General features: G+C 53.6%; 22 protein-coding genes and 1 pseudogene. 20 read left to right on the forward strand and 3 right to left on the reverse strand.

Features of this window, described 5'->3' with window-relative positions:
• The first annotated feature begins 23 nt into the window (after window positions 1-23).
• From ACTID9_RS02470 to ACTID9_RS02495, 6 genes are all read left to right on the forward strand, one after another.
• The gene (locus tag ACTID9_RS02470; RefSeq protein ID WP_441069682.1) at window positions 24-989 is read left to right on the forward strand and encodes a threonine ammonia-lyase; all 966 of its coding nucleotides are present in this window, start codon (window positions 24-26) and stop codon (window positions 987-989) included.
• Between the two features lie 303 nt (window positions 990-1292).
• Window positions 1293-2201 carry a hypothetical protein gene (locus tag ACTID9_RS02475; RefSeq protein ID WP_441069683.1) on the forward strand — a complete coding sequence of 303 codons (909 nt, stop codon included), beginning with the start codon at window positions 1293-1295 and terminating at the stop codon, window positions 2199-2201.
• 95 nt (window positions 2202-2296) lie between these two features.
• Window positions 2297-3022 carry an ABC transporter ATP-binding protein gene (locus ACTID9_RS02480; RefSeq protein WP_441069684.1) on the forward strand — a complete coding sequence of 242 codons (726 nt, stop codon included), beginning with the start codon at window positions 2297-2299 and terminating at the stop codon, window positions 3020-3022.
• Between the two features lie 5 nt (window positions 3023-3027).
• Window positions 3028-3777 (forward strand): ABC transporter permease, encoded by a 750-nt coding sequence (locus ACTID9_RS02485; protein WP_441069685.1) that lies wholly within the window; start codon window positions 3028-3030, stop codon window positions 3775-3777.
• 13 nt (window positions 3778-3790) lie between these two features.
• Window positions 3791-5266: an ATP-binding protein gene (locus tag ACTID9_RS02490; protein ID WP_441069686.1), complete on the forward strand. Its 1476-nt coding sequence runs from the start codon at window positions 3791-3793 to the stop codon at window positions 5264-5266.
• A 6-nt stretch (window positions 5267-5272) separates the two neighbouring features.
• Complete coding sequence (locus tag ACTID9_RS02495; protein ID WP_441069687.1) at window positions 5273-5962, forward strand: response regulator transcription factor; 690 nt, start codon at window positions 5273-5275, stop codon at window positions 5960-5962.
• An 83-nt stretch (window positions 5963-6045) separates the two neighbouring features.
• Here ACTID9_RS02495 and ACTID9_RS02500 read toward each other — a convergent pair whose 3' ends face one another.
• Together ACTID9_RS02500 and ACTID9_RS02505 are read right to left on the reverse strand one after the other, a co-directional pair.
• On the reverse strand, window positions 6046-6648 hold the full coding sequence (locus ACTID9_RS02500; RefSeq protein WP_441069688.1) for a TetR/AcrR family transcriptional regulator: 603 nt from the start codon (window positions 6646-6648) through the stop codon (window positions 6046-6048).
• Between the two features lie 18 nt (window positions 6649-6666).
• Window positions 6667-7689 carry an LLM class flavin-dependent oxidoreductase gene (locus ACTID9_RS02505; RefSeq protein WP_441069689.1) on the reverse strand — a complete coding sequence of 341 codons (1023 nt, stop codon included), beginning with the start codon at window positions 7687-7689 and terminating at the stop codon, window positions 6667-6669.
• 212 nt (window positions 7690-7901) lie between these two features.
• Between ACTID9_RS02505 and ACTID9_RS02510 the strand changes: the two genes are divergently transcribed.
• From ACTID9_RS02510 to ACTID9_RS02520, 3 genes and pseudogenes are all read left to right on the forward strand, one after another.
• Window positions 7902-8249, forward strand: coding sequence for a hypothetical protein (locus ACTID9_RS02510; RefSeq protein ID WP_441069690.1), 348 nt, complete (start codon window positions 7902-7904; stop codon window positions 8247-8249).
• 169 nt (window positions 8250-8418) lie between these two features.
• Window positions 8419-8592 (forward strand): hypothetical protein, encoded by a 174-nt coding sequence (locus tag ACTID9_RS02515; protein ID WP_441069691.1) that lies wholly within the window; start codon window positions 8419-8421, stop codon window positions 8590-8592.
• Window positions 8593-8663: 71 nt separating this feature from the next.
• Window positions 8664-8786 (forward strand): annotated as a pseudogene (locus ACTID9_RS02520) (helix-turn-helix domain-containing protein); the annotation flags it as partial.
• Window positions 8787-8814: 28 nt separating this feature from the next.
• Here the strand turns inward: ACTID9_RS02520 and rarD are convergent.
• On the reverse strand, window positions 8815-9741 hold the full coding sequence (gene rarD, locus ACTID9_RS02525; RefSeq protein WP_441069692.1) for an EamA family transporter RarD: 927 nt from the start codon (window positions 9739-9741) through the stop codon (window positions 8815-8817).
• Between the two features lie 142 nt (window positions 9742-9883).
• Here rarD and ACTID9_RS02530 point away from each other — a divergent pair, with 142 nt between their 5' ends.
• The 11 genes from ACTID9_RS02530 (at window position 9884) to ACTID9_RS02580 (ending at window position 21276) form a co-directional block, all read left to right on the forward strand.
• On the forward strand, window positions 9884-11056 hold the full coding sequence (locus ACTID9_RS02530) for a MalY/PatB family protein (RefSeq protein ID WP_441069693.1): 1173 nt from the start codon (window positions 9884-9886) through the stop codon (window positions 11054-11056).
• 310 nt (window positions 11057-11366) lie between these two features.
• Entirely contained in the window at window positions 11367-12185 is an 819-nt protein-coding gene (locus tag ACTID9_RS02535; RefSeq protein WP_441069694.1) for an MIP/aquaporin family protein, read from the forward strand.
• A gap of 62 nt (window positions 12186-12247) precedes the next feature.
• Entirely contained in the window at window positions 12248-13747 is a 1500-nt protein-coding gene (gene glpK / locus ACTID9_RS02540) for a glycerol kinase GlpK (protein ID WP_441069695.1), read from the forward strand.
• A 157-nt stretch (window positions 13748-13904) separates the two neighbouring features.
• Window positions 13905-15566, forward strand: coding sequence for an FAD-dependent oxidoreductase (locus ACTID9_RS02545; protein WP_441069696.1), 1662 nt, complete (start codon window positions 13905-13907; stop codon window positions 15564-15566).
• An 11-nt stretch (window positions 15567-15577) separates the two neighbouring features.
• Window positions 15578-16132, forward strand: a complete 555-nt coding sequence (locus ACTID9_RS02550; RefSeq protein ID WP_441069697.1) for a glycerol-3-phosphate responsive antiterminator — start codon at window positions 15578-15580, stop codon at window positions 16130-16132.
• A gap of 57 nt (window positions 16133-16189) precedes the next feature.
• Window positions 16190-18202 carry a molybdopterin-containing oxidoreductase family protein gene (locus ACTID9_RS02555; protein ID WP_441069698.1) on the forward strand — a complete coding sequence of 671 codons (2013 nt, stop codon included), beginning with the start codon at window positions 16190-16192 and terminating at the stop codon, window positions 18200-18202.
• Window positions 18203-18220: 18 nt separating this feature from the next.
• The gene (locus ACTID9_RS02560) at window positions 18221-18358 is read left to right on the forward strand and encodes a hypothetical protein (RefSeq protein WP_441069699.1); all 138 of its coding nucleotides are present in this window, start codon (window positions 18221-18223) and stop codon (window positions 18356-18358) included.
• 56 nt (window positions 18359-18414) lie between these two features.
• On the forward strand, window positions 18415-19017 hold the full coding sequence (locus tag ACTID9_RS02565; protein ID WP_441069700.1) for a TetR/AcrR family transcriptional regulator: 603 nt from the start codon (window positions 18415-18417) through the stop codon (window positions 19015-19017).
• A 5-nt stretch (window positions 19018-19022) separates the two neighbouring features.
• Window positions 19023-19769, forward strand: coding sequence for a type I methionyl aminopeptidase (map, locus tag ACTID9_RS02570; protein WP_441069701.1), 747 nt, complete (start codon window positions 19023-19025; stop codon window positions 19767-19769).
• Window positions 19770-20130: 361 nt separating this feature from the next.
• On the forward strand, window positions 20131-20769 hold the full coding sequence (locus tag ACTID9_RS02575) for a VC0807 family protein (RefSeq protein ID WP_441069702.1): 639 nt from the start codon (window positions 20131-20133) through the stop codon (window positions 20767-20769).
• Between the two features lie 12 nt (window positions 20770-20781).
• Window positions 20782-21276 carry a GNAT family N-acetyltransferase gene (locus ACTID9_RS02580; RefSeq protein ID WP_441069703.1) on the forward strand — a complete coding sequence of 165 codons (495 nt, stop codon included), beginning with the start codon at window positions 20782-20784 and terminating at the stop codon, window positions 21274-21276.
• Window positions 21277-21338: the final 62 nt, after the last annotated feature.

Here is a 21338-nt window from a genome sequence, read left to right on the forward strand (position 1 = left end):
AATAGCTTCAGGAGGTACGAAAGATGTTGAATGTTTCCATGCTTAGCGTACTGCAAGCGAAAAAGCGAATTGAACACGAAGTGCTGAAGACACCGCTGCTCCCGTCTCCCGTCTTGTCCGAACATGTCGGTGCAGATGTGTGGCTCAAGCTGGAGAATTTGCAGAAAACCGGATCGTTCAAGCTGCGGGGAGCGACGAACAAGATCGCTTCGTTGACGGAGGAGGAGCTTGCACGCGGCGTAATCACCGCATCGGCGGGAAACCATGCCCAAGGCGTGGCCTATGCTGCGAAGCGAAAAGGCGTGTCCGCCCTGATCGTCGTGCCCAAAACCGCCCCTGAGACGAAGCGCGCCGGCATTCAGCGGTACGGGGCAGAGCTGGTCGTGTTTGGCGACAATTATGATGAAGCCGAGGCGCATGCGTACAAGCTGGCAGAGGAAACAGGCAGAACGTTCGTCCATGCCTTCGAGGATAACGAGATCATTTCCGGACAAGGAACGGTCGCATTAGAAGCGCTGCTGGAAGAACCGGATTTCGACGCGATTGTTGTTCCTGCGGGAGGCGGCGGCCTGATTTGCGGCGTCGCAATCGCAGCGAAAGCGCTCAATCCGGCGATCGAGGTGATCGGCATCCAGACCCATGCCTCACCGCCGTGGTACTATTCGTTCAAAGAAGGCAAGCTGGCCGATGTCGAATACAGCGACTCGCTCGCCGACGGCCTGCACGGCGGCATCTCCCAAGGCAATCTGGACTTGGCGCTGAAAATCGTCGATGACTTCATCCTCGTCGAAGAGGAGCAGGTCGCCCATGCGATGTACTGGCTGGCCAAAGAGCACCACTACATGGTCGAAGGCTCCGGCGCAGTCGGTATAGCTGCCCTGCTGCACGGGCACTTGCCGAAATTGAAAGGCAAAAAGGTGCTCACCATAGTCAGCGGAAGCAACGTCGACGCTGCCAAGCTTGGTAAAATCATTGGAAGCTATTCTTAATGCAATAGGCAATAAACGAAACCGTCAGGGGAATTTCCCGGGCGGTTTTTTCATTTATCCCCGACTACAGTGCAGGGATTTTTGAAAGAAAGCTCCACGGAAGCTGTTACGATGCCTGCTGGGGGTCGTGGAGCCTGGTAGGCATCGTAAAGGCTTCCGTTCCGCTTTCTTTCAAAAATCCTTACACACTTTTCTTTTAGACACTCTTAAGCTTTCGGTAAGATTTGCTTCACAGACTCATAAGGACTGCCGGTTACGATGACATAGAACAAGAAAACAACCAAAAAACAAGGAGGCTTCACCATGAAAAATCGAAAATTGTTGACCGCAGGATTGGGAGTTGGCATCAGCAGCATTGTGTTGCTCACGAGCGCTTACACCGTAATGGCAGATACATCTTCAGGCTACGACCTCTATAAATCCGCAATCAAGCAAACACATGCTGCGAAAAGCATCACAGCGGATGTAAACGTCTCGCTGACCGATAACGGCAAAGAACTGCTGGCCGTGCAAGGAAAGGTGAAAAACGAGGAGGCTGCCAATCTCGGCAGCGGCAGCATGAACATCAAGGCGAACGGAGCTGCACACACGGTGCAATTTTACCGCCAGGCCGATCAGGTGGTGCTGAAAACGGATGACAGCGACAGCTACAAAGTGATCAAACCGGATGCAAACGAGCAGCACCAGTGGAAGCAGCATCATAACGCCAATGATGACGGAACCCATCCGGGCGCGGAGAAAGTCATCGATGCGCTGATGACCAATCTGCAAAATGACATCCAGGTTACACAGGCTTCTGGTGGCGGCCAAGAAGTTTCCCTGCATCTGACCCAACAGCAAATTTCGCCGGTCGTTCAGGCGCTCGCCTCGGTCGTTTTGCAACATGCAGCGAACCATCATGAGCTGGCAACCGATGGCGGCCAAGACGAACTGGAACGCCATGCTCCGCAATTCGCACAGGATTTGAAACCGGAATTGCCCAAGCTGACGCAAGACATTGTGGTGAAGCAAGTCGACGTGAAAGCGGAGATTACGCAGGACAACTATGTGGACCAGCAAGAAGCAACGCTCACGGTTTCGGGTAAAGACGACAGCGGTGCTTCCCATGAGATGGTGCTGACGGTTCATACGGATTTGTCGAACGTTGGAGATACAAAGGCAGATACGATTGATTTGACAGGGAAAAAAGTCGAAACGATCCAAAAACGCTAACAAGCACGACCACAAAATGGGGAGTGCAGATCGCCAGTACGCACGGCAAGGCGATCTGCGCCTCCATCATCGGTTGAACGGGAGGGAAAAACAGCATGGAAGCCGTTTTGGAGGTAAAAGCTGTAACCAAGCGGTACCGATCGGACAGGGGCATTGACCGCGTGTCGTTTACCGTCTACAGCGGGGATATTTTTGGCCTGTTCGGCCCGAATGGGGCTGGCAAAACGACGTTGATCAAGAGCATCACCGGCTTGTGCCGGGCAGACGCGGGTCAAATCGCGATTTTTGGCCATAGCCTCACGGAGCAGTTCGAGCAAGCGATGGAGCGTGTCGGCTGCATCGTGGAAACCGGCATCTCGCACGATTATTTGACACCGTACCAAAACCTGCAGCTCGTGGCGCGCTATTATCCGGAAGTCACCCGGCAGCGGATCGACGAAGTTCTGGAGTTGGTCGGGTTGTCGATACACAAGCATGAAAAAGTCAAAGGCTTTTCCTCCGGGATGAAGCAGCGGGCGGCATTGGCGGCGGCGCTGTTGCCCAAACCGCGCCTGGTCATCCTTGATGAGCCGACGACGAGTCTCGATATCGAAGGAATCCGCGATTTCCGCCTGATTGTCAATCGGTTGGCGCAAGAAGAGCAGACCACGTTTCTCATTTCCAGCCATTCGATCTATGAGATGGAGCGCATGTGCAACCGGATCGGCATCATGTACGGCGGCGTGATGGTGAAAGAAGGTCTCGTCAGCGATCTTTTGGCCGACGGGCAGACTCTTGAGGATGTTTATTTGTCCCAGATCGACCAGGCAAAGGGGGCGTAACGACGATGGGAAAACTGTATGCAAGCGTCGTGAATGAAACGCAGAAAATGCTGGCGCAAAAAACGACCGTTGCTTTTTTGGCACTGACACTCCTGCTGCCGCTGGGTTCGGCGCTGCTCATCACGTTTGTGAAAACAAGCGCTGCGATTCAGATTATGGCCGGTTCCAATTTTGCCATGACGATGCTTTGGCTGTATGTATCGTTTTGCCTGCCCTTATTCGTATTGATGTTCGCAGCCAATCTGTTCGTCGGCGAGGCGGGCGACCGCTCCTTGCGTCTGGCCTTGCTGCGCCCTGTGTCGCGTCTGAAAGTGTTTTTGGCCAAATTGACGGCGCAAAGCCTGTTCATCATGGCAGGACTTGCCCTGATGTATCTTGCTTCCGTTCTTTTTGGAGGGTTTTTGCTGCATGAGTGGAATATCGATGAGTGGCTGCCGATTTTGGGCGCATACAGCTTGGCAGCGGTACCGATGATCGTCTTGGGCGCATCTGCAGCATGCGTTGGACAGTTGTTCCGCAGCGTGGGCGGCGCGCTGGTTTTTGGCCTTTTCGCTTATGGCACAGCCAAAATCATCCCCTATCTGTCGCCTGCCATCGGAAAGGTGTTGTTCACGAACTATACGGATTGGTACACGTTATGGCTGGGAGGAACAGCTACAGCTGGACGCTTGCTGATGATCGCAGTAATTTTGCTTTCTTCTGCGGTGCTGTTCGTTTCGGGCGGCTATTACCTCTTTGAGAAAAAAGAACTGTAAACGAGGGATTCGCATGTCAATCCGGGTCAGATTGCTGTTATCGTATATCGCGATGCTGGTGGTGCCGATTTTTTTCTTCATCGTGGCCGTCTTTTTCATCGTGCTCGCTTTTTTGGGCGATATCAAAAGCGCGAAAGAGTTTTATCAGATCGATTTTGGCAATCATGAATCGTTTTCGCGCGTTGTCGCCGGCGATGAACAAATTTTGACGGAGCTGGTGGGGATCGCCAAGTATGCGCCGCAAACATTTGCGGATCAGCAGTTTCTGCGCGATCGGGATCAGGAGCTGAATGCGATCAAATCCGGACTTGTCATTCGCAGCGGCAATGAATTTACGTATGTGTCGCCAACGCTGAATTCCCCGGAACTGCTCGCCCAGCTGCCCGGGTACGGAAGCAGCTCCATGATGCATAAAAATGACGATCTGACATTGAACCAAGATTCGTATACGTATCAGAAGCGAGATGTGCTGGTGAACGGGAAGGAACAGGTGAGCGTGTTCGTCCTGAAAAATTCCGGCCACTTCCAGCAGCTGGCCCACCGGTTTTTCCCGCTGATTTTCATCTCGCTTCTGGTCGCTCTGGCGTTGACCAACGGTTTGCTGACCTACTGGGTATCGCGCAGCATCCTGCGTCCGCTAGGCGCGCTGAAGCAGGCTACCGAGCAGATCAAGGAAGGCAATCTCAGCTTCAAGCTGGTGCCGCAAACGAAGGATGAAATCGGAGCGTTGAGCGTGGCGTTCGATGAGATGCGCGGAAAGCTGAAGGAATCGATCGAGCTGCAGTTGCAGTACGAGGAGAATCGCAAGGAGCTGATCTCCAATATTTCGCATGACCTGAAGACGCCGATCACCGCGATCAAAGGGTATGTCGAAGGCATCAAGGATGGCGTCGCCAACACGCCGGAAAAGCTGGACAAATACTTGACGATCATCGAAAGCAAGGCGACGGCGATGGACCAGCTGATCGAGGAGCTGTTTTTGTTCTCCAAGCTCGATTTGAAGCGGCTGCCGTTTACCTTTGAACAGGTTGATCTCAATGAGTATTTGCAAGATTGCACGGAGGAGCTGCAGCTGGAGCTTGAAAAGCGCGGCATCGCCGTCACTTTCCAGCCGTCGGCAAAAAGCCCGCTGTTGTGTACGGTGGACCGCGACAAGCTGAAGCGCGTCATCACCAACATCGTGGGGAACAGCGTGAAATACATGGATCGCGAGTATGGAAGGATCACGCTTGCCGTGCAGGATGAACAAGAAATGGTGCAGGTGCAGATCGGCGACGACGGGCCAGGCATCAGCGCGGAGGCACTTCCCTTCATTTTTGAACGGTTTTACCGCGCCGACCAGTCGCGCAATACGAGCACCGGCGGAAGCGGGTTGGGTCTCGCAATCGCCAAGCAAATCATCGAAGAGCATGGCGGCCGCATCTGGGCCGAAAGCGGGCCGAAGCGCGGCACTCGCATTTCCTTTACATTGCGCAAAGCGGAGGGGTGACCATACGTGAAAAGAATTTTGATCGTCGAAGATGAAGCAAGCATTGCGGAGCTGCAGCGCGATTACCTGGAAATCAGCGGCTATCGCGTCGATTTGGAAAACACGGGAAATAGCGGCTTGGAGAGGGCGTTGGCCGATGACTACGACCTGTTGATTCTGGACGTCATGCTGCCAGAGGTGGATGGCTTCGAGATCTGCAAGCAGGTGCGCAGCAAAAAAGACATCCCGATCCTGATGGTATCGGCCAAAAAAGAAGACATCGACAAAATTCGCGGCCTTGGCTTGGGCGCGGATGATTACATCAGCAAGCCGTTTAGCCCAAGTGAACTGGTGGCGCGGGTGAAAGCGCATCTCGCTCGCTATGAGCGGCTGATCGGCGGACAGACGGTGAAAAAGGAAGAAATCTCGATTCGCGGGCTCACGATCGACAAAGCGTCACGCAGGGTGTTCGTGAACGGGAAAGAAGGAAGCTTCACGACCAAGGAATTTGATTTGCTGGTGTTTCTGGCGAGCAATCCGAACATCGTTTTCAGCAAGGAGCATCTGTTTGAACGCATTTGGGGAATGGACTCGATGGGCGATGTGACTACCGTGACCGTCTTCATCCGCAAGCTGCGCGAAAAAATCGAAAGCGATCCGTCCAACCCGCAGTATATTGAAACCATTTGGGGTGCGGGGTACCGGTTTAACGTATAAATGAAAAAAGCACCCGGGAAGCGTGTTTTTCCGACGGGTGCTCCTTGTTTTTTTTGCGTACGCCAGAGGGAATAGCTGATGCATCAAGACTGATTGGCTACGCTGGCGGAGTCGATCAGCTTTTCCACGATGGCAGGCAGCAGGGTGATCGCGGTGCTGTCTGTTCCGTACGTTTGGCTGTCGGCATAGGTGCCTTCCATCAGCAAGATCAGCGTGTACGCCAGCTCGCACGGATTGGTTGCCCCGAGTGCGGTGGCGATTTCGGCGAATTTCTCGTACAGCTCTTTTTGATGCGCGCAGACCAGCTGGCGTGCAGGATGATTTTTATCAGGGAACTCGACGGCGACGTTCAGAAAGCAGCAGCCGCGAAACTCTTCCGCAGACGCTTTCGCTGCCAGATCCCGAAAAAACTGCAGGAGCTGCTGGCGGGGCTCACCGGGATGCTTCGCCATGCTCGCTTCCCATTCGTCGCGAAAGGCGGCCTGCTTTCGCTCCAGATAGGCCAGCACCAGATCGGTTTTCGAGGAAAACTGGCGGTACACGCTCATTTTGTTGAGTCCGGCCTGCTCCACAATCGCATCGACGCTCACCGCGTGTACGCCTTCCCGGTAGAAAAGCTCGTCGGCGGCATTCAGGATGATTTCCTGTGCCTCGGCGCGGGGGACACGATTTTTTTTAGTCGTCATTGCCTTCACTCCAGATGATTATGAATTCCACACGTCCGCTACGATTTCGTACGAGCGGAGGCGTTCCGCGTGGTCATATATATTGGAGGTTATCATAAATTCGTCGGCTTGTGTTGCATCCAGCAATGATTGCAGCCCTTTTTTGACCGTTTCCGGGCTGCCGATAACAGACGAGCGCAGCTGCGCGTTCAGCGTCAGCTTTTCAAAATCGGTCCACAGCTCCTCGATGTTGTCGACAGGCGGCTGAATCGGCTTCAAATCGCCCCGGATGAGGTTAAGGAACGTCAAATAGAGGGAGCTGGCCAAATAGTTGGCACGCTCGTCCGTATCGGCGGCGACCACGTTGACCCCAAGCATGGCATACGGCTCATTCAGCACCTCGGATGGGCGGAACGAATTACGGTACGTATGCATCGCGGTTTGCATATAGTTTGGCGAAAAATGGCCGGCGAAAGCGAAGGGCAGCCCGAGCTGTCCGGCCAGCCTTGCGCTGAAATCGCTGGAGCCGAGCAGCCAGATCGGGATGTCCAGCCCTTCGCCAGGGATCGCGCGTACGCCTTTTGCAGGCTCATCTTCCGAGCGTGGACGCAAATAGTCGCGCAGCTCCTCCAACAGCTCGGGGAAATCGTCGCCCGTGCTTCTCAAATCGCGTCGCAGCGCACGCATTGTCCGCTGATCGGAGCCTGGCGCGCGGCCCAGCCCCAGATCGATGCGTCCCGGATAGAGAGAGGCCAGCGTGCCGAATTGCTCCGCGATGACCAGCGGGGCATGGTTCGGCAGCATGATGCCGCCTGAACCGACGCGCATCGTCTTGGTGCCGCCTGCGATATGTCCGATAAGCACCGAGGTTGCGGAGCTGGCGACGCTCGGCATGCTGTGGTGCTCCGCCAGCCAGTAGCGGTGAAAGCCCCAGTTTTCGACGTGCTGGGCCAAATCGAGGCTGTTGCGGTATGAATCGGCTGCTGTGCCGCCTTGGACGATCGGGGAGAGATCGAGGACGGAGCGCTTGATGTCGCGAAGAAGTTTCGTGCTTTCAGACATGGTGAAAAGTCTCCTTTGCCAGTGCATTTATGATTTTGTTACTGGTTAGTCACATGAAGTATGTACCTGTCATCATACGTACTGGGTAGTAACATGTCAAGCTGGCGATGTTCAGCTTGCGTACGGCGCAGGGAATGCGGGCTGTGACACACAAGTAAAACCGGCTGCACCATGATAGGTGGGGCAGGTTACATTCCAAACTTAGGGTGTTCATGATGAAGAATTTGCTTTATTTTTTGCTTGTTCTTATGCTACCTGCATGTGGTACCACAACTCAATCGAACAGCACGATACCTGATAGCTCAGCAGTCAAACCGTCAAACGTATGGATACAGAAATATAGAGATGATACTCAGAATGCCCAACCTGAATTAATAAATAGTTCAAACAATGAAAAAGAAGTAGTAGAACGATTTACGACTTTAACAAAGGAAAATCCTGATAAAAGAATCAATCCAGATCTAGCAACTGACATTTATTTATTAAAATTTGAGGCACTGAAAGACAAGTCTGTTGTTAGGGCTGATTACTATCATGCGTCAACCTGTGGCAGATGGTAACAGCCTGTCAGCCTAAGATGCTAGATGCACTGTCTTAGGACGGGCTGATGAGACAGCCCTAAACTTGGGGGAACTACGGATAGCAGAAATGCACTTCCGACTACCACCCAAGAATCCCACTGATACCAAAGGTGTCAGCTTGCGGCTTTAGCCGTGGGAGTCTCGATTTATGTATGTTCGCACTACAGAAAAAAGTGTTGTGTACGCAAAAAAGGTAGAGATGGATAACAAGTATAATCTTGAAACGTTTGATAAAAAACAAATTCCTGCACTGATTGATGTTGCTGGAAAAGACAATTGGATTGAGTTGAAAAGCGATGTTATCGCCAGTATTTTAAAGTAGACATGCATCATCGAAAGCTTGGAGAAGTTCATCTTAACTAAAAAACGAATCCCTGACACAGAGGAGGTCAGGGAAAACGGCTCGCGCGCGAGCTCGGGATCGCCCGCAGCACCCTGTACCGGAAGATGGCGGAGCTGGAAATGGGGCAAGAAGGGCTTTGGCCTGCCCAAAAGCAGGGCAGAGGCAGGATATAAAAGAAAACCCTGTGGCATCGCGATATGCCTACAGGGTTTTTTGTGCTTTCGCAGCGACTGTTTTTCGCTTCGAACCGAGCAATCCGGTAAAAGACAGCGTATAGAGCAAGAGGCCCAGCCAAATGAACGAAAAGCTGATGGCATGCACATAGCTGAACGTTTCATGATAGACAAAGATGCCGAGAAAGAGCTGGATCGTCGGGGACAAATATTGAAAAAAGCCGACCGTCGACATGGCGACCGCTTTGGCGCCGCGGGCAAACCAGAGCAGCGGCAGCGCCGTGACGACTCCGGAACAGAGCAGGACGAAAAATTCGAGCCAGGAAATATTCCCGACGAGCCCCGTACCGTTGATTTCCACGTACAAAATGTAGGCGAGCGCAAACGGCATCGCCATGAACGTTTCCATTGTGAGCCCGGTGAGCGAATCGACTTTGACCAGTTTTTTCGCCAAACCGTATACCGCAAACGTCGTCGCCAGCGATAGGCCGATCCACGGGAACTTGCCGTACTCGACTGTCAGGACGGTCACGCCGATCGCCGCCAGCGAGAACGAGACGACTTGCCAGAAGGTGAGCCGCTCGCGCAGGACGATGATGCCTAGTGCCACGCTGAGCAGCGGATTGATGTAGTAGCCTAGACTCGTCTCCACGATGTGACCGTGGTTGACCGCCCAGATGTAAATGTACCAGTTGCTGCTGATAAACAAGGAGCAAAGAAAAAGAGCCAATATATTTTTTTTGCTGCGAAAAACCGCTTTAATCTCCGGCCAGCGACCCTGCGCGAAAATCAGGACCGTCACGAACAAAAACGACCAAAAGATGCGATGGGCCAGAATTTGGTCGGAAGGGATATTCGCGAGAAACTTCCAGTATAGCGGCAGCAAGCCCCATGCTGAGTAGCAAGCGATTAAGAGGCCAATTCCTTGCTTTGCGCTCCGCCGTTCTTCATCCATTGATCAAACAACCCCTTTCCAAGCTGTATCGCAATTTTCATTATGACAGAAAAACATGCGAAAACGAGAGCCAATTGATTGAAATTGCATACTTGGTCAGCTATTCTGATTGCATGTAGCAGGCGAAAAGGAGTGAGCAATCGTGTATCAGTTTGATGATGTGATTGACCGCAATGGCACCAGAAGCCTGAAGTGGGACGACCGACGCCGCTTTTTTGAGGATCGCGACGTGCTGCCGCTGTGGGTGGCCGATATGGATTTTGCCAGTCCGCCCTGTGTGACGGAGGCGCTGGTAAAGCGCGCGCAGCATCCGATCTACGGCTATCCGAGCAAGCCGGCGGAATTGAACCAGGCGTTGATCGGCTGGATGAAGCGACGGTTTGACGTGGAGGTCAAGGAAGGATGGCTCGCGACGGTACCGGGCATCGTGCCGGGGCTGCATTTTGCCATCGATGCGTTGACGGAGCCCGATGAGAAAGTGATTGTGCAGACACCGGTCTATCAACCGTTCTACCAAGCGGTGCGCAACCGCGGGCGGCAATTGATAGAGAATCCGCTGATAGAAGTCGATGGCGACTATCAGATGGATTTTGATGACCTCAAGCGAAAAATCGACGAAAAGACACGCATGTTGATCTTGTGCAGCCCGCACAATCCGGTGGGGCGTGTCTGGCGAAAAGACGAGCTGCTGACATTGGCGGAAATCTGCCTGGAGCACGACATCATCGTGGTTTCCGACGAGATTCATTCCGACCTGGTTTATGAAAAAGGCAGTCATACACCGTTTTATTCGCTGTCCCCGGAGATTGCCGACAAATCGCTAACGTTCGTGGCGCCAAGCAAAACGTTCAACCTGGCCGGACTGTTCTCGTCGTTTGTCATTTCGCCCAATGCGCGCATGCTGCGCCAATTCCAGGTGGCGATGTCCCGAACGGGCGTGGAGTTCATCAACATGTTCGGTATCGAGGCGATGACGGCAGCGTACCAGGGGGGAGATGAGTGGCTGGACCAGCTGCTCGTTTATTTGCGAGGAAACGCCGACTATATTCGACAATTTTTGCAAGAACGCTTGCCACAGGTGACGATGCGGGTGCCGCAAGCGACCTATCTCGGCTGGATGGATTTTCGCCGGCTGGGGCTCCCGCCTGCGGAGATCAAGCGGCTGATGATCCATGAGGCGCTGCTTGGCCTCAATGACGGTACGGGCTTCGGTGAAGAGGGAGCAGGCTTCCAACGGATCAATTTCGCCTGTCCGCGTTCGACCTTGGAAGAGGCAATGCGCCGTCTGGAGCGGACGTTTCAACCGCTCGGCTAATCGGAAAAAGCGGATGCGGCGAGCTTCCACACAGGGGCGAACGACTCGCTATTTTCATTTGCCTGAAAGTTCAGCATTGCATCTTGACAGCTTTTGACCAGTCACTATATAGTAGGACATAAGTTAATAGCGCTGTGGAGATTTAGGAGATCAGCTAATATTTGCAAGTGAGGGCATGCGTATGCCGTTCACCTTGCGAGTATTAGCTTTTTTGTTTTCTCTCCAAACAATCAGAAAGGAGTAGACAAATTGTAAGCGCTTCAGAAAAAACGGTTACAACAGCTTTTCAGCAAAAAAAGGGGGACGGGACATGTCTGCTTATGTTGGTGAATTGATTGGTACGATGATCCTGATTATTTTGGGTGCGGGCGTTTGCGCAGGGCAAAACCTGAAAAAAGCGTACTCGCAAAATGGCGGATGGATCGTCATTACGCTTGGCTGGGGCCTCGCGGTCGCATGCGGCGCATATGCGGTAGGCAGCATCAGCGGTGCGCATCTCAATCCGGCGCTCACGATCGCGCTTGCGTGCATCGGGCAGTTTCCGTGGGAACAGGTGCCGGGCTATATCGCGGCGCAATTTGTCGGCGCTTTCATGGGCGCAACGTTTGTCTGGCTGTTTTACTATCCGCATTGGAGAGAAACGAGCGATGCTGGAGCGAAATTGGGGGTATTCGCAACCGGGCCTGCAATCAAAAATACAGTAGCCAACCTGTTTAGTGAAATTCTTGGTACATTCTTTCTGGTCTTGGGATTGCTTGCCATCGGCGCGAATAAATTTGCAGAAGGGCTGAACCCGTTCGTCGTCGGCTTCCTGATCGTGGCGATCGGCTTGTCGCTGGGCGGAACAACCGGCTATGCGATCAATCCGGCCCGTGACCTTGGGCCGCGTTTGGCACATGCACTGCTGCCGATTCACGGAAAAGGAGATTCCAACTGGGGCTATGCGTGGATTCCGGTTGTCGGACCGGTGATCGGCGCTGTAAGCGGCGCGTTCTTTTACAAAGCGTCCTTCGTGGACCACTCGCTGGCAGGCGTAATCGGCCTCGCCGTGTTCATGGTGATTGGGATTGTGGTCGGAAACATGAGCAAAAACGTGAAAGTGGAACAGACAAAAAAATTAGCAGGATAACAACCCTGCCAGAGAAAAAGTGTAGGATACCTATTTCCTTATTATAAGGAGGAACTGTGAAAATGGAAAACAAATATATGCTTTCGTTGGACCAAGGAACGACAAGCTCCCGTGCAATCCTGTTCGATAAATCCGGCGCCATCATCGGTGTGGCCCAAAAAGAATTTACGCAAATTTATCCGAAGCCAGGCTGGGTCGAACACAATGCGGAGGAAATTTGGGAATCGCAGTTGGAAGTTTTGAAAGCGGTTTTGTTGGACAATCACGTGAAGCCGGAGCAAATCGCCGGAATCGGGATTACGAACCAGCGTGAAACGACAGTCGTTTGGGATAAGCACACAGGCAAGCCGGTGCACAACGCCATCGTGTGGCAAAGCCGCCAGTCGATCGACATTTGCAACCAGCTGAAGGAAGCGGGCTATGAAGAGACGGTTCGTGCAAAAACCGGATTGCTAATCGACGCATACTTCTCCGGAACAAAAGTCAAATGGATGCTCGATCATGTGGAGGGCGCTCGGGAAAAAGCAGAGAACGGCGACCTCTTGTTTGGAACGATCGACACATGGCTGATCTGGAAGCTGACGGGCGGCAGCGTGCATGTGACCGACTATTCCAATGCGTCCCGCACCTTGATGTATAACATTCATTCGCTGGAGTGGGACCGCGAGCTGCTGGAAATGCTGCAGGTGCCTGCGAGCATGCTGCCGACGGTCCGTCCTTCCAGCGAGATTTATGGGTATACCGATGAAAAATTGTTCAGCGTGGGCATCCCGATCGCGGGTATCGCGGGCGACCAGCAAGCGGCGCTGTTCGGCCAGGCGTGCTTTACCGAAGGATCGGCGAAAAACACGTACGGCACTGGCTGCTTCATGCTGATGAATACAGGTGAACAAGCGGTGGCATCGCAAAACGGGCTCTTGACTACGATCGCATGGGGCGTGGATGGCAAAGTCGAGTATGCGCTGGAGGGAAGCATTTTCGTTGCGGGCGCGGCGATCCAATGGCTGCGCGACGGCCTCAAGCTGCTGGCAAAGGCGTCCGATTCGGAAAAGCATGCGACAGCGGTCGATGGAACGGATGGCGTTTACATGGTTCCGGCCTTCGTCGGTCTTGGCGCACCGTATTGGGACATGGAAGCGCGCGGCGCGATTTTTGGCCTGACACGCGGCACGACGGAAGATCATTTGATTCGCGCCGCACTGGAATCGCTGGCGTATCAGACGCGCGATGTGCTGGAAGCGATGGAGGCCGACTCCGGCATCAAGCTGCAGAAGCTGGCAGTCGATGGCGGCGCGGTCGCGAACAACTTCCTGATGCAGTTCCAATCCGACATCCTGGCGACGGTCGTCGAGCGCCCGCGCGTCAATGAAACGACCGCACTGGGCGCAGCGTACCTCGCAGGTCTCGCCGTCGAATATTGGAGCGGCAAGGAAGACATCATCCACAACAAAGTGGTGGAGCGCTCGTTTGAGCCCGCGATGGCGGAGGAAAAACGCCAAAGCCTGTATGAAGGCTGGAAGCAAGCAGTAATTGCCACCATGGGATATAAGGCTGCGCATTGATTTTTGCACGGAACCGGAATAGAATATAGATAAGTTAATTATGCTGTGGAGACGTTGGAGACAGCCAGTATCAAAAGGGCAAATGCACGATTGCGTTGCTTCTTTTGAATATTGGCTGTTTTTTGTTTTTCCCGGCTAAGAAGGGAAGAATCGGACCATGAACAGTCAACCTACATTGTCATCATTTCAACGCGAAGTTTGTTTGGAGGAGATGGAAAACGAGCGTCTCGATCTGCTGGTCATCGGCGGAGGCGTAACGGGCGCGGGCATCGCCCTTGATGCGGCTTCGCGCGGTCTTTCGGTCGGATTGGTGGAAAAACAGGATTTCGGGGCAGGTACCAGCAGCCGTTCGACCAAGCTGATTCATGGAGGATTGCGCTATTTGAAGCAGGGCGATGTCAAGCTGGTGCAGGAGGTCGGCAGGGAGCGGGCCATTTTGTTCCGCAATGCGCCGCACATCGTCATTCCGGAAAAAATGATTCTGCCGATCGTCGAAAAAGGCACGTACGGCAAGCTTGCCACCTCGATCGGGCTCTATGTGTACGACCTGTTGGCGGGCGTCGAGAGAAAAGAACGCCGGATCATGCTGTCCAAAAAGCAGACGGAGGAACGCGAACCGCTCTTGCGCCGGGATATTCTCAAAGGCGGCGGCCTTTACTATGAATACCGCACGGATGATGCGCGCTTGACCATCGAGGTGATGAAAACGGCGCGCGCCCACGGGGCCAAATGCGTCAATTATGCGGAAGCGACGGATTTTCTCTATGAAAACGGCAAGGTCGTGGGCGTCAAGGTGCTCGATTTGGTCACGGGGAACGAGCATGCGCTGTATGCGAAAAAAATCGTCAATGCAGCAGGCCCGTGGGTCGACGGGCTGCGCGACAAGGACAAATCGCTGTTTGGCAAGCGGCTGCATTTGACAAAAGGCGTGCATCTGGTCGTTCCTTATGAGCGCTTGCCGCTCAAGCAGTCGGTGTATTTCGACGTTGCGGGCGGACGGATGATCTTTGCGATTCCGCGCAACAACGCGACCTACATCGGAACGACCGATACGAATTACCAAGGCGTGCTGGAGCGTCCGACAGTCAGCCAGGAAGACGTCGATTATTTGCTCAAAGCTGTCAACGACATGTTCCCTTCCGTCAAGCTGACCGAGCAGGACATTACATCCAGCTGGGCAGGATTGCGCCCGCTGATTCACGAGGACGGCAAGTCGCCGTCTGAGCTGTCGCGCAAGGATGAAATTTTTTATTCCAAAAGCGGGCTGATCACGATCGCCGGGGGCAAGCTCACGGGCTTCCGCAAAATGGCGGAGCGCATTGTCGATGTGGTGGCAGGGCAGCTGGCGCAGGAGGAAGGCCGTTCCTTCCGTCCGTGCCATACCGATCAAATCGTGCTGGCCGGCGGCGGCTTCTCGAACGCGGCGCAGATCCCCGGCTTTATCAGAGCGCAGGCGCAGCGGCTGCAAGCCGCAGGCATCGGCGAGGACAGTGTCCGTGCACTGGTAGGAAAATACGGGACCAATACCGAACAAATAGTAACGTCTTGCCTGGAACTCCTGGCGCAGGGCAAAACGCCGCAAGAAGCCTTGTTGTCCGCAGAGCTGCACTATGGAATCAACGAAGAGATGGTCATGTCGCTGAGTGATTTTCTCATCCGCCGCTCGGGCAGACTGTTTTTTGAGCGGAATACACTGGCTCCCCTTTATCCGAAGCTGGCCGATGAACTCGGGAGCGCGCTCCATTGGACACAGGCGAAAAAAGAGCGTGACATCACTGCGTTTGAAAGCGAGTACCACTTGGCAAAAACATTCCAGTAGGAGTGACCCTTTTGACAAATAAGATCGAACAAACCATCCTGCCGGCCGCACGCAATCTGAAAGAATTCGATGAGCTGCTGGAAAGCTGCTATGAGCGGATCATTTTGCTTAACGCTCACGTCGCCCAAGTGAAACCGCTGGGCAACCGGGCCCGAGCGTTCGGAAAAAAATTGCTGATTCACGCCGATCTGATCGACGGATTGAAATCGGATGAATATGCCATGGAATTCATCGCGCAGGAAGGTAAGCCCGAAGGCATCATCACCACGCGCAACAATGTGATCCTGGCCGCGAAGAAAAAAGGACTGGTCTGCATCCAGCGGTTGTTTCTGATCGATACGATGGCGCTGGAGAGCAGCCTGGCCCAATTGGAGAGAACCAAGCCGGATTACGTGGAAGTGCTGCCGGGCGTCATTCCGCACCTGATCGAGGAGATCATCGCCCGCACGCAAATTCCGGTCATCGCCGGCGGTTTCATCCGGACGCGGGAGGACGTCGACCGCGCGCTTCAGGCGGGCGCTACCTCCGTAACCACTTCGCGCAAAGAACTGTGGTCGAAAAGATAGTCCGGCGTGATATAATCTCTTCCATAAGCTACTGATGGCTCGAAGGGAGAGTGTCATGTGAAACAGTTGAAAACCGTTTGCCCGCACGATTGTCCCGATACATGCTCGATCATTGCTACCGTAGACGAAGCAGGGCGCGTCGTCACGACCAAAGGGGACCCGGACCATCCGTTCACGCGCGGCGCACTATGCTCCAAAGTCCTCCGCTATCCGGAACGTGTCCATTCCAGCGAACGCCTGCTGTATCCGCTCAAGCGTACGGGCCCAAAAGGAAGCGGTCAGTTCGAGCGGATCACCTGGGAGGAAGCGCTCGATACGATCGTAAGCCGCCTGCGCGAAGAAACGGCGCGTCACGGGGGAGAAACCGTCTATTGTTTTCACGGAAGCGGCAATATGGGCGTCATTCAGATGAACGCGCATGTTCCGTTTTTTCATAAATTGGGCGCAAGCCAAGGGCGTGGCGATCTCTGCTCGCCGGCTGCGAACGAGGGATGGCTGTATACGGTCGGAAGCCTGGTGGGCAGCCGTCCCGAGTCGGTAGCGCATACGGATCTGATGCTTGTCTGGGGCAGCAATATGGCGTCGAGCAACATGCACATGCTCGCGTTTTTCAAGCAAGCGAAGAAGAACGGGGCCAAGATGATCGTCATCGATCCGTACCGCAACCGCACGGCCAAGCAAGCAGACTGGTATGTGCAGATCAAGCCGGGAACGGACGCCGCATTGGCACTCGGCATCATGCATGTGCTGGTGGCCGAGGAGCTGATCGATCGCCCCTATATCGAAAAATTCACGCATGGATTCGAGGAACTGTGTGCGACACTTCCCGACTATTCGCCTGAAAAAGTGGAAGCGATTACGGGCGTGAGTGCAGACGATGTGCGCAAGCTGGCCCGGATGTACGGACAAGCGCGCGCTCCGTTCATCCGCGTCGGCATCGGCCTCTCCCGCAACCGCCGCGGCGGCATGTCCGTTCGTTCGATCGCATGCTTGCCTGGGTTAGTGGGCGCGTACCATAAGAAAGGCGGCGGCGCGATCATGTTCACGTCGGACGCGTTCCCGAACAATATGGACGCACTGGCTCGACCTGATCTGCTTCCGGAAGGCACGCGCGTGCTCGACAACGTGAGGGTCGGCTCCAATCTGCTGCATGTGCAAAATCCGCCGATCAACTGCTTTTTCGTCTCGGGTGGCAATCCGGCGATCTCAGCGCCTGACGTTGAGCTGATCCGCAAAGGGTTGACCCGCGAAGATCTGTTTACGGTCGTGCATGAGCAGTTCATGACTGATACGGCGAAATACGCGGATATCGTCTTGCCGGCTACAACATCTTTCGAAAATTTTGACGTGTTCAAAAGCTATGGACACACTTATATGCAAAAAGTGGAGCCCGTGATTGCGCCGTTGGGTGAGGCGCGCAGCAACCGCGAGCTGTACAGCGAATTGGCGAAGCGCATGGGCTTTACCGAGGACGTGTTTACATTATCCAACGAGGAGCTGGCGCTCGCGCTCTTCCCGACAATCGCAGCGGACGCGTCGAAGCGTGCGGCATTCCTCGCAGGCGAGACGCTGGAGCTGATCGATTTCGACACGGTATTCGACAATGGTTTTGCGACGCCGTCAGGCAAGCTGGAATTTTATTCGGAGCAGATGCTCAGCGATGGGTATCCCGCTGTGCCGACCTATCACGAGGTCGAGCAGGAGGAGGGGGCACTTCATTTGCTGACCCCACCTGCGCACTACACGCTGAACACATCGTTTGGGGCGGTCGACAAGCTGCGCGAACAGGAGCAGCGGCCGACGCTGCAGGTGAACCCGATCGACGCATTGGCGCAAGGCATCGAGGAGGACGGCTGGATCACGGCGTACAACGAGCGCGGCTCACTTACGCTGTGGGCCAAATTGACCGAAGACGTGCCGTCCGGCGTCGCCGTCGCCGAAGGGGTATGGTGGACAAAGCATACGCCTGACGGGAAATCGATCAACTTTTTGACCAGCGAACGGCTGACCGATATGGGCTGGGGCAGTACGCTGCATGACAATCGGGTGTCGATTCGAAAAGAAGCATAAAAGCAGGATGGGAAAAACTTGGCGCTGTTGGTGGCCAAGTTTTTTCGTTTTTTTCAGCCAGCAGCAACACGCCCAACTTCCGACAGCCTGTACACTGTCGAAAGCCTCTTTTTGATCTGCGGAAATCGAATCGAAGTACTTGATCCTTACTTCTAAATCATGTATATTAATTTTTACATTGACATTACTGCAGGTCTAAAAAAGGAGGAGCCATGTCACCACGTACCAAAGAACAGAATGATGCGATCCGGGAGATGCGGATGAACCAAATTATGCAAGCGGCTGCGGAAGTATATTTGGAGAAGGGCATTCAATTGGAAATACGCGATGTTGCGGTCAAGGCAGAGCTCGGCTACGGAACCGTGTATCATTACTACAAAAATAAGCACATGCTTTTGGAAGATTTACTGTGGGATGCCCTGAATCGAACGGAGACGGCAGTACTGCCCGCTTTGACGGGGGACGGCAGCAGTTTGCTGCAAGCTGAGTCGTTCTCCAGGCTGCTCCTGCAAGCGTGCATCCAGGATCCTTCCGTATTTATTTTGCTTAAAACGGTTGCCGATAATTTTCATCACTTCCCGGGAAACCGGTTCATCAAGCTGTCTGCCGAATTTCAGGAACGGATCTATACACCGTTTGTGGAAATCATTCGTGAAGGAATCGGTTCCCAATCACCGGAGAAAACAGCTAATCTGATATTTGGTTCGCTTGTTGGCTGCATAGCATTGAATATCCACCACAATATCCGGAACGAGATGGATGTGGAAGGGATCGTCGATATGATTTTTTCAGGCATACAGTCAAAGGAGAAATGAATGGAATGGTCATCCTGAAATCGAGAGCAGAGATTGAAGAAATGAGAAAAGCCGGCCGAATTGTCGCTGCTTTTCATCAAGCAATCGCAGGTATGATCCGGCCGGGTGTCACGACGCTCGATATCGAGTCGTTCGCGGTGAGGTTCCTGAAGGAGAATGGCGCCAGGGCTTATACGATCGGCTACAACGGCTATCCGTTTGCGACATGTGCGTCTGTCAACGACGTCATTGCGCATGGGTTTCCGAGCCGGAAGCCGCTCAAGGAAGGCGACATCGTCAAAATCGACATCGTTGCACAGGCGGATGGCTGGGTCGGCGATTCAGCTTGGTGTTACGCGGTCGGCGAGGTGTCGGAAGAAGCTCGTAATCTGATGCGGGTAACGAAGGAATGCTTATATCTTGGTATCGAAAAAGCTGTCGTCGGAAACCGGATCGGCGATGTGATGCACGCGGTTCAAACCCATGCCGAGCGAAACGGATTCTCGGTGGTGCGCGATCTGCTTGGTCATGGCGTAGGAAGGGAGATGCACGAGGAACCTAGTTATCCCCACGTCGGGAAACCGGGCAAAGGGTTCCGCTTGAAGGAAGGGATGGTATTTACGATCGAGCCGATGCTAAATGCCGGAAAAGCGTTAATGACGGTTGATGCTGACGGATGGACCGCCAGAACCGTTGACGGCTCGCTTTCCGCACAGTACGAGCATACGGTCGCCATTACTGCGGATGGCCCGATTATATTGACCGCGCAATAGAATTCAATCCTTTTATTTGGTCAAATTTAATTTTGAACGGTGATGTCCTCTTCCAGCTTTCAAACAAAAAAATCGGCCACAGTTTGCGGTTTTGAACACAGCAAGGCAGCCGATTGATTGTTGCTTACGGGAGACGTTAGTTGAACAACAACAGCGGTAGTCTAAGACTTTATCAGGGTCTTAAACCACCGCTTTTTCTTTTATGGATCAGTCTATTCTTTATTTTTCAAAGTCCGCCGAATTCTCAGTCGAAAAATCTTGTTAGATCAACGGAATCATTTTTCTTATTTACAAACCGACCGTCGGTATGTTACGCTGAATCCAGATCAAAGAACGGTTCAATCAAAGGAGATGTTCACAAATGAACGTGCCTCAATCCATGAATAAGAAAACAATCATCCGTGGCATCGTGATGACGCTGCTGATCAACGGCGCCCTTCCGCTTGCCGTATACCAAATTTTGCTGGGCTATACATCCAGCTTCATCGCTTTATCAATCGCGGCTGCGATCCCGCTGGTCGATAATTTGTTCAGCCTGATTCGCTATCGCCGCATCGATGTTTTTGCTTCCTTCATGCTGCTTGGCTTTATTTTGAGCCTGGCCGCAGTTTTCATGGGGGGAAACGAGCAGCTGATTTTGCTGCGTGAGTCGTTTGTCACCGGCGCGCTTGGCTTGCTGTTCTTCTGCTCCTTCTTATTTCCGCGCCCGCTCATTTATTACTTCGCGCTCCGTTTTACCGTAGGGAACGACCCGCAGCGCGTTGCCGAATTCGCGGCGAAATGGCAGCACGCCCACTTCCGCTTTGTTTTGCGCGTCATGACGTTTGTATGGGGAGTGGCCCTCGTCGGGGAAGCCGCTGTGCGCTCGTATTTGGTCTATCATCTGTCGGTTACGCAGTTTTTGGCCGTATCCAATTTCGTCGTCTACGGCTTCATCGGGGCCGCGATTTTGTTCACCGTCTATTTCCGCCGCTATTCCCTCAAACGGATTGCCAAATAGGAGGTATCTGCCATGGAAATCGTTCAAGCGACGCCGGCGCTCGCAGGGTCCTTGCCCGCCCTGTTTTCCGCGGCGAAAAAGCATCTGCGCAGCCAAGGCATCAAGCAATGGGACTTTTTCTACCCGAATTCGTTCCTCATCCGAAACGATGTGAAAAAAGGGGAGCTATACGGGATTCTTGAAGCTGGCCGGTTTATCGCAGCAGTCACGTTAAATACGGTGACGCCGCGCGAGTACGAGCAAATCTCGTGGACGCATCACCAAGCGCTTGTCATCCATCGACTGGTCGTCAGCCCGGATGTGCAAGGCAGGGGGATTGGGAAGCACATGCTCTCCTTTTGCGAGAGTTTTGCCCGCGCGCATCAGTACGACAGCATTCATCTTGATGCGTACAAGGACAATGCGGCAGCCGTATCGTTATACGACCGCAACGGCTACCAGCGCCGCGGCGAGGTACGGTTCCCAATGCGCCCGCATCCGTTCATTTGTTTTGAAAAAGTATTATAAACCAACATCCATACGACGGTAGATGCCAGTGGCTTCTATCGTTTTTTGATCGTGTGCAGGCG

This window comes from Brevibacillus fluminis, assembly GCF_052072235.1.
Lineage (GTDB): Bacteria > Bacillota > Bacilli > Brevibacillales > Brevibacillaceae > Brevibacillus_D > Brevibacillus_D fluminis_A.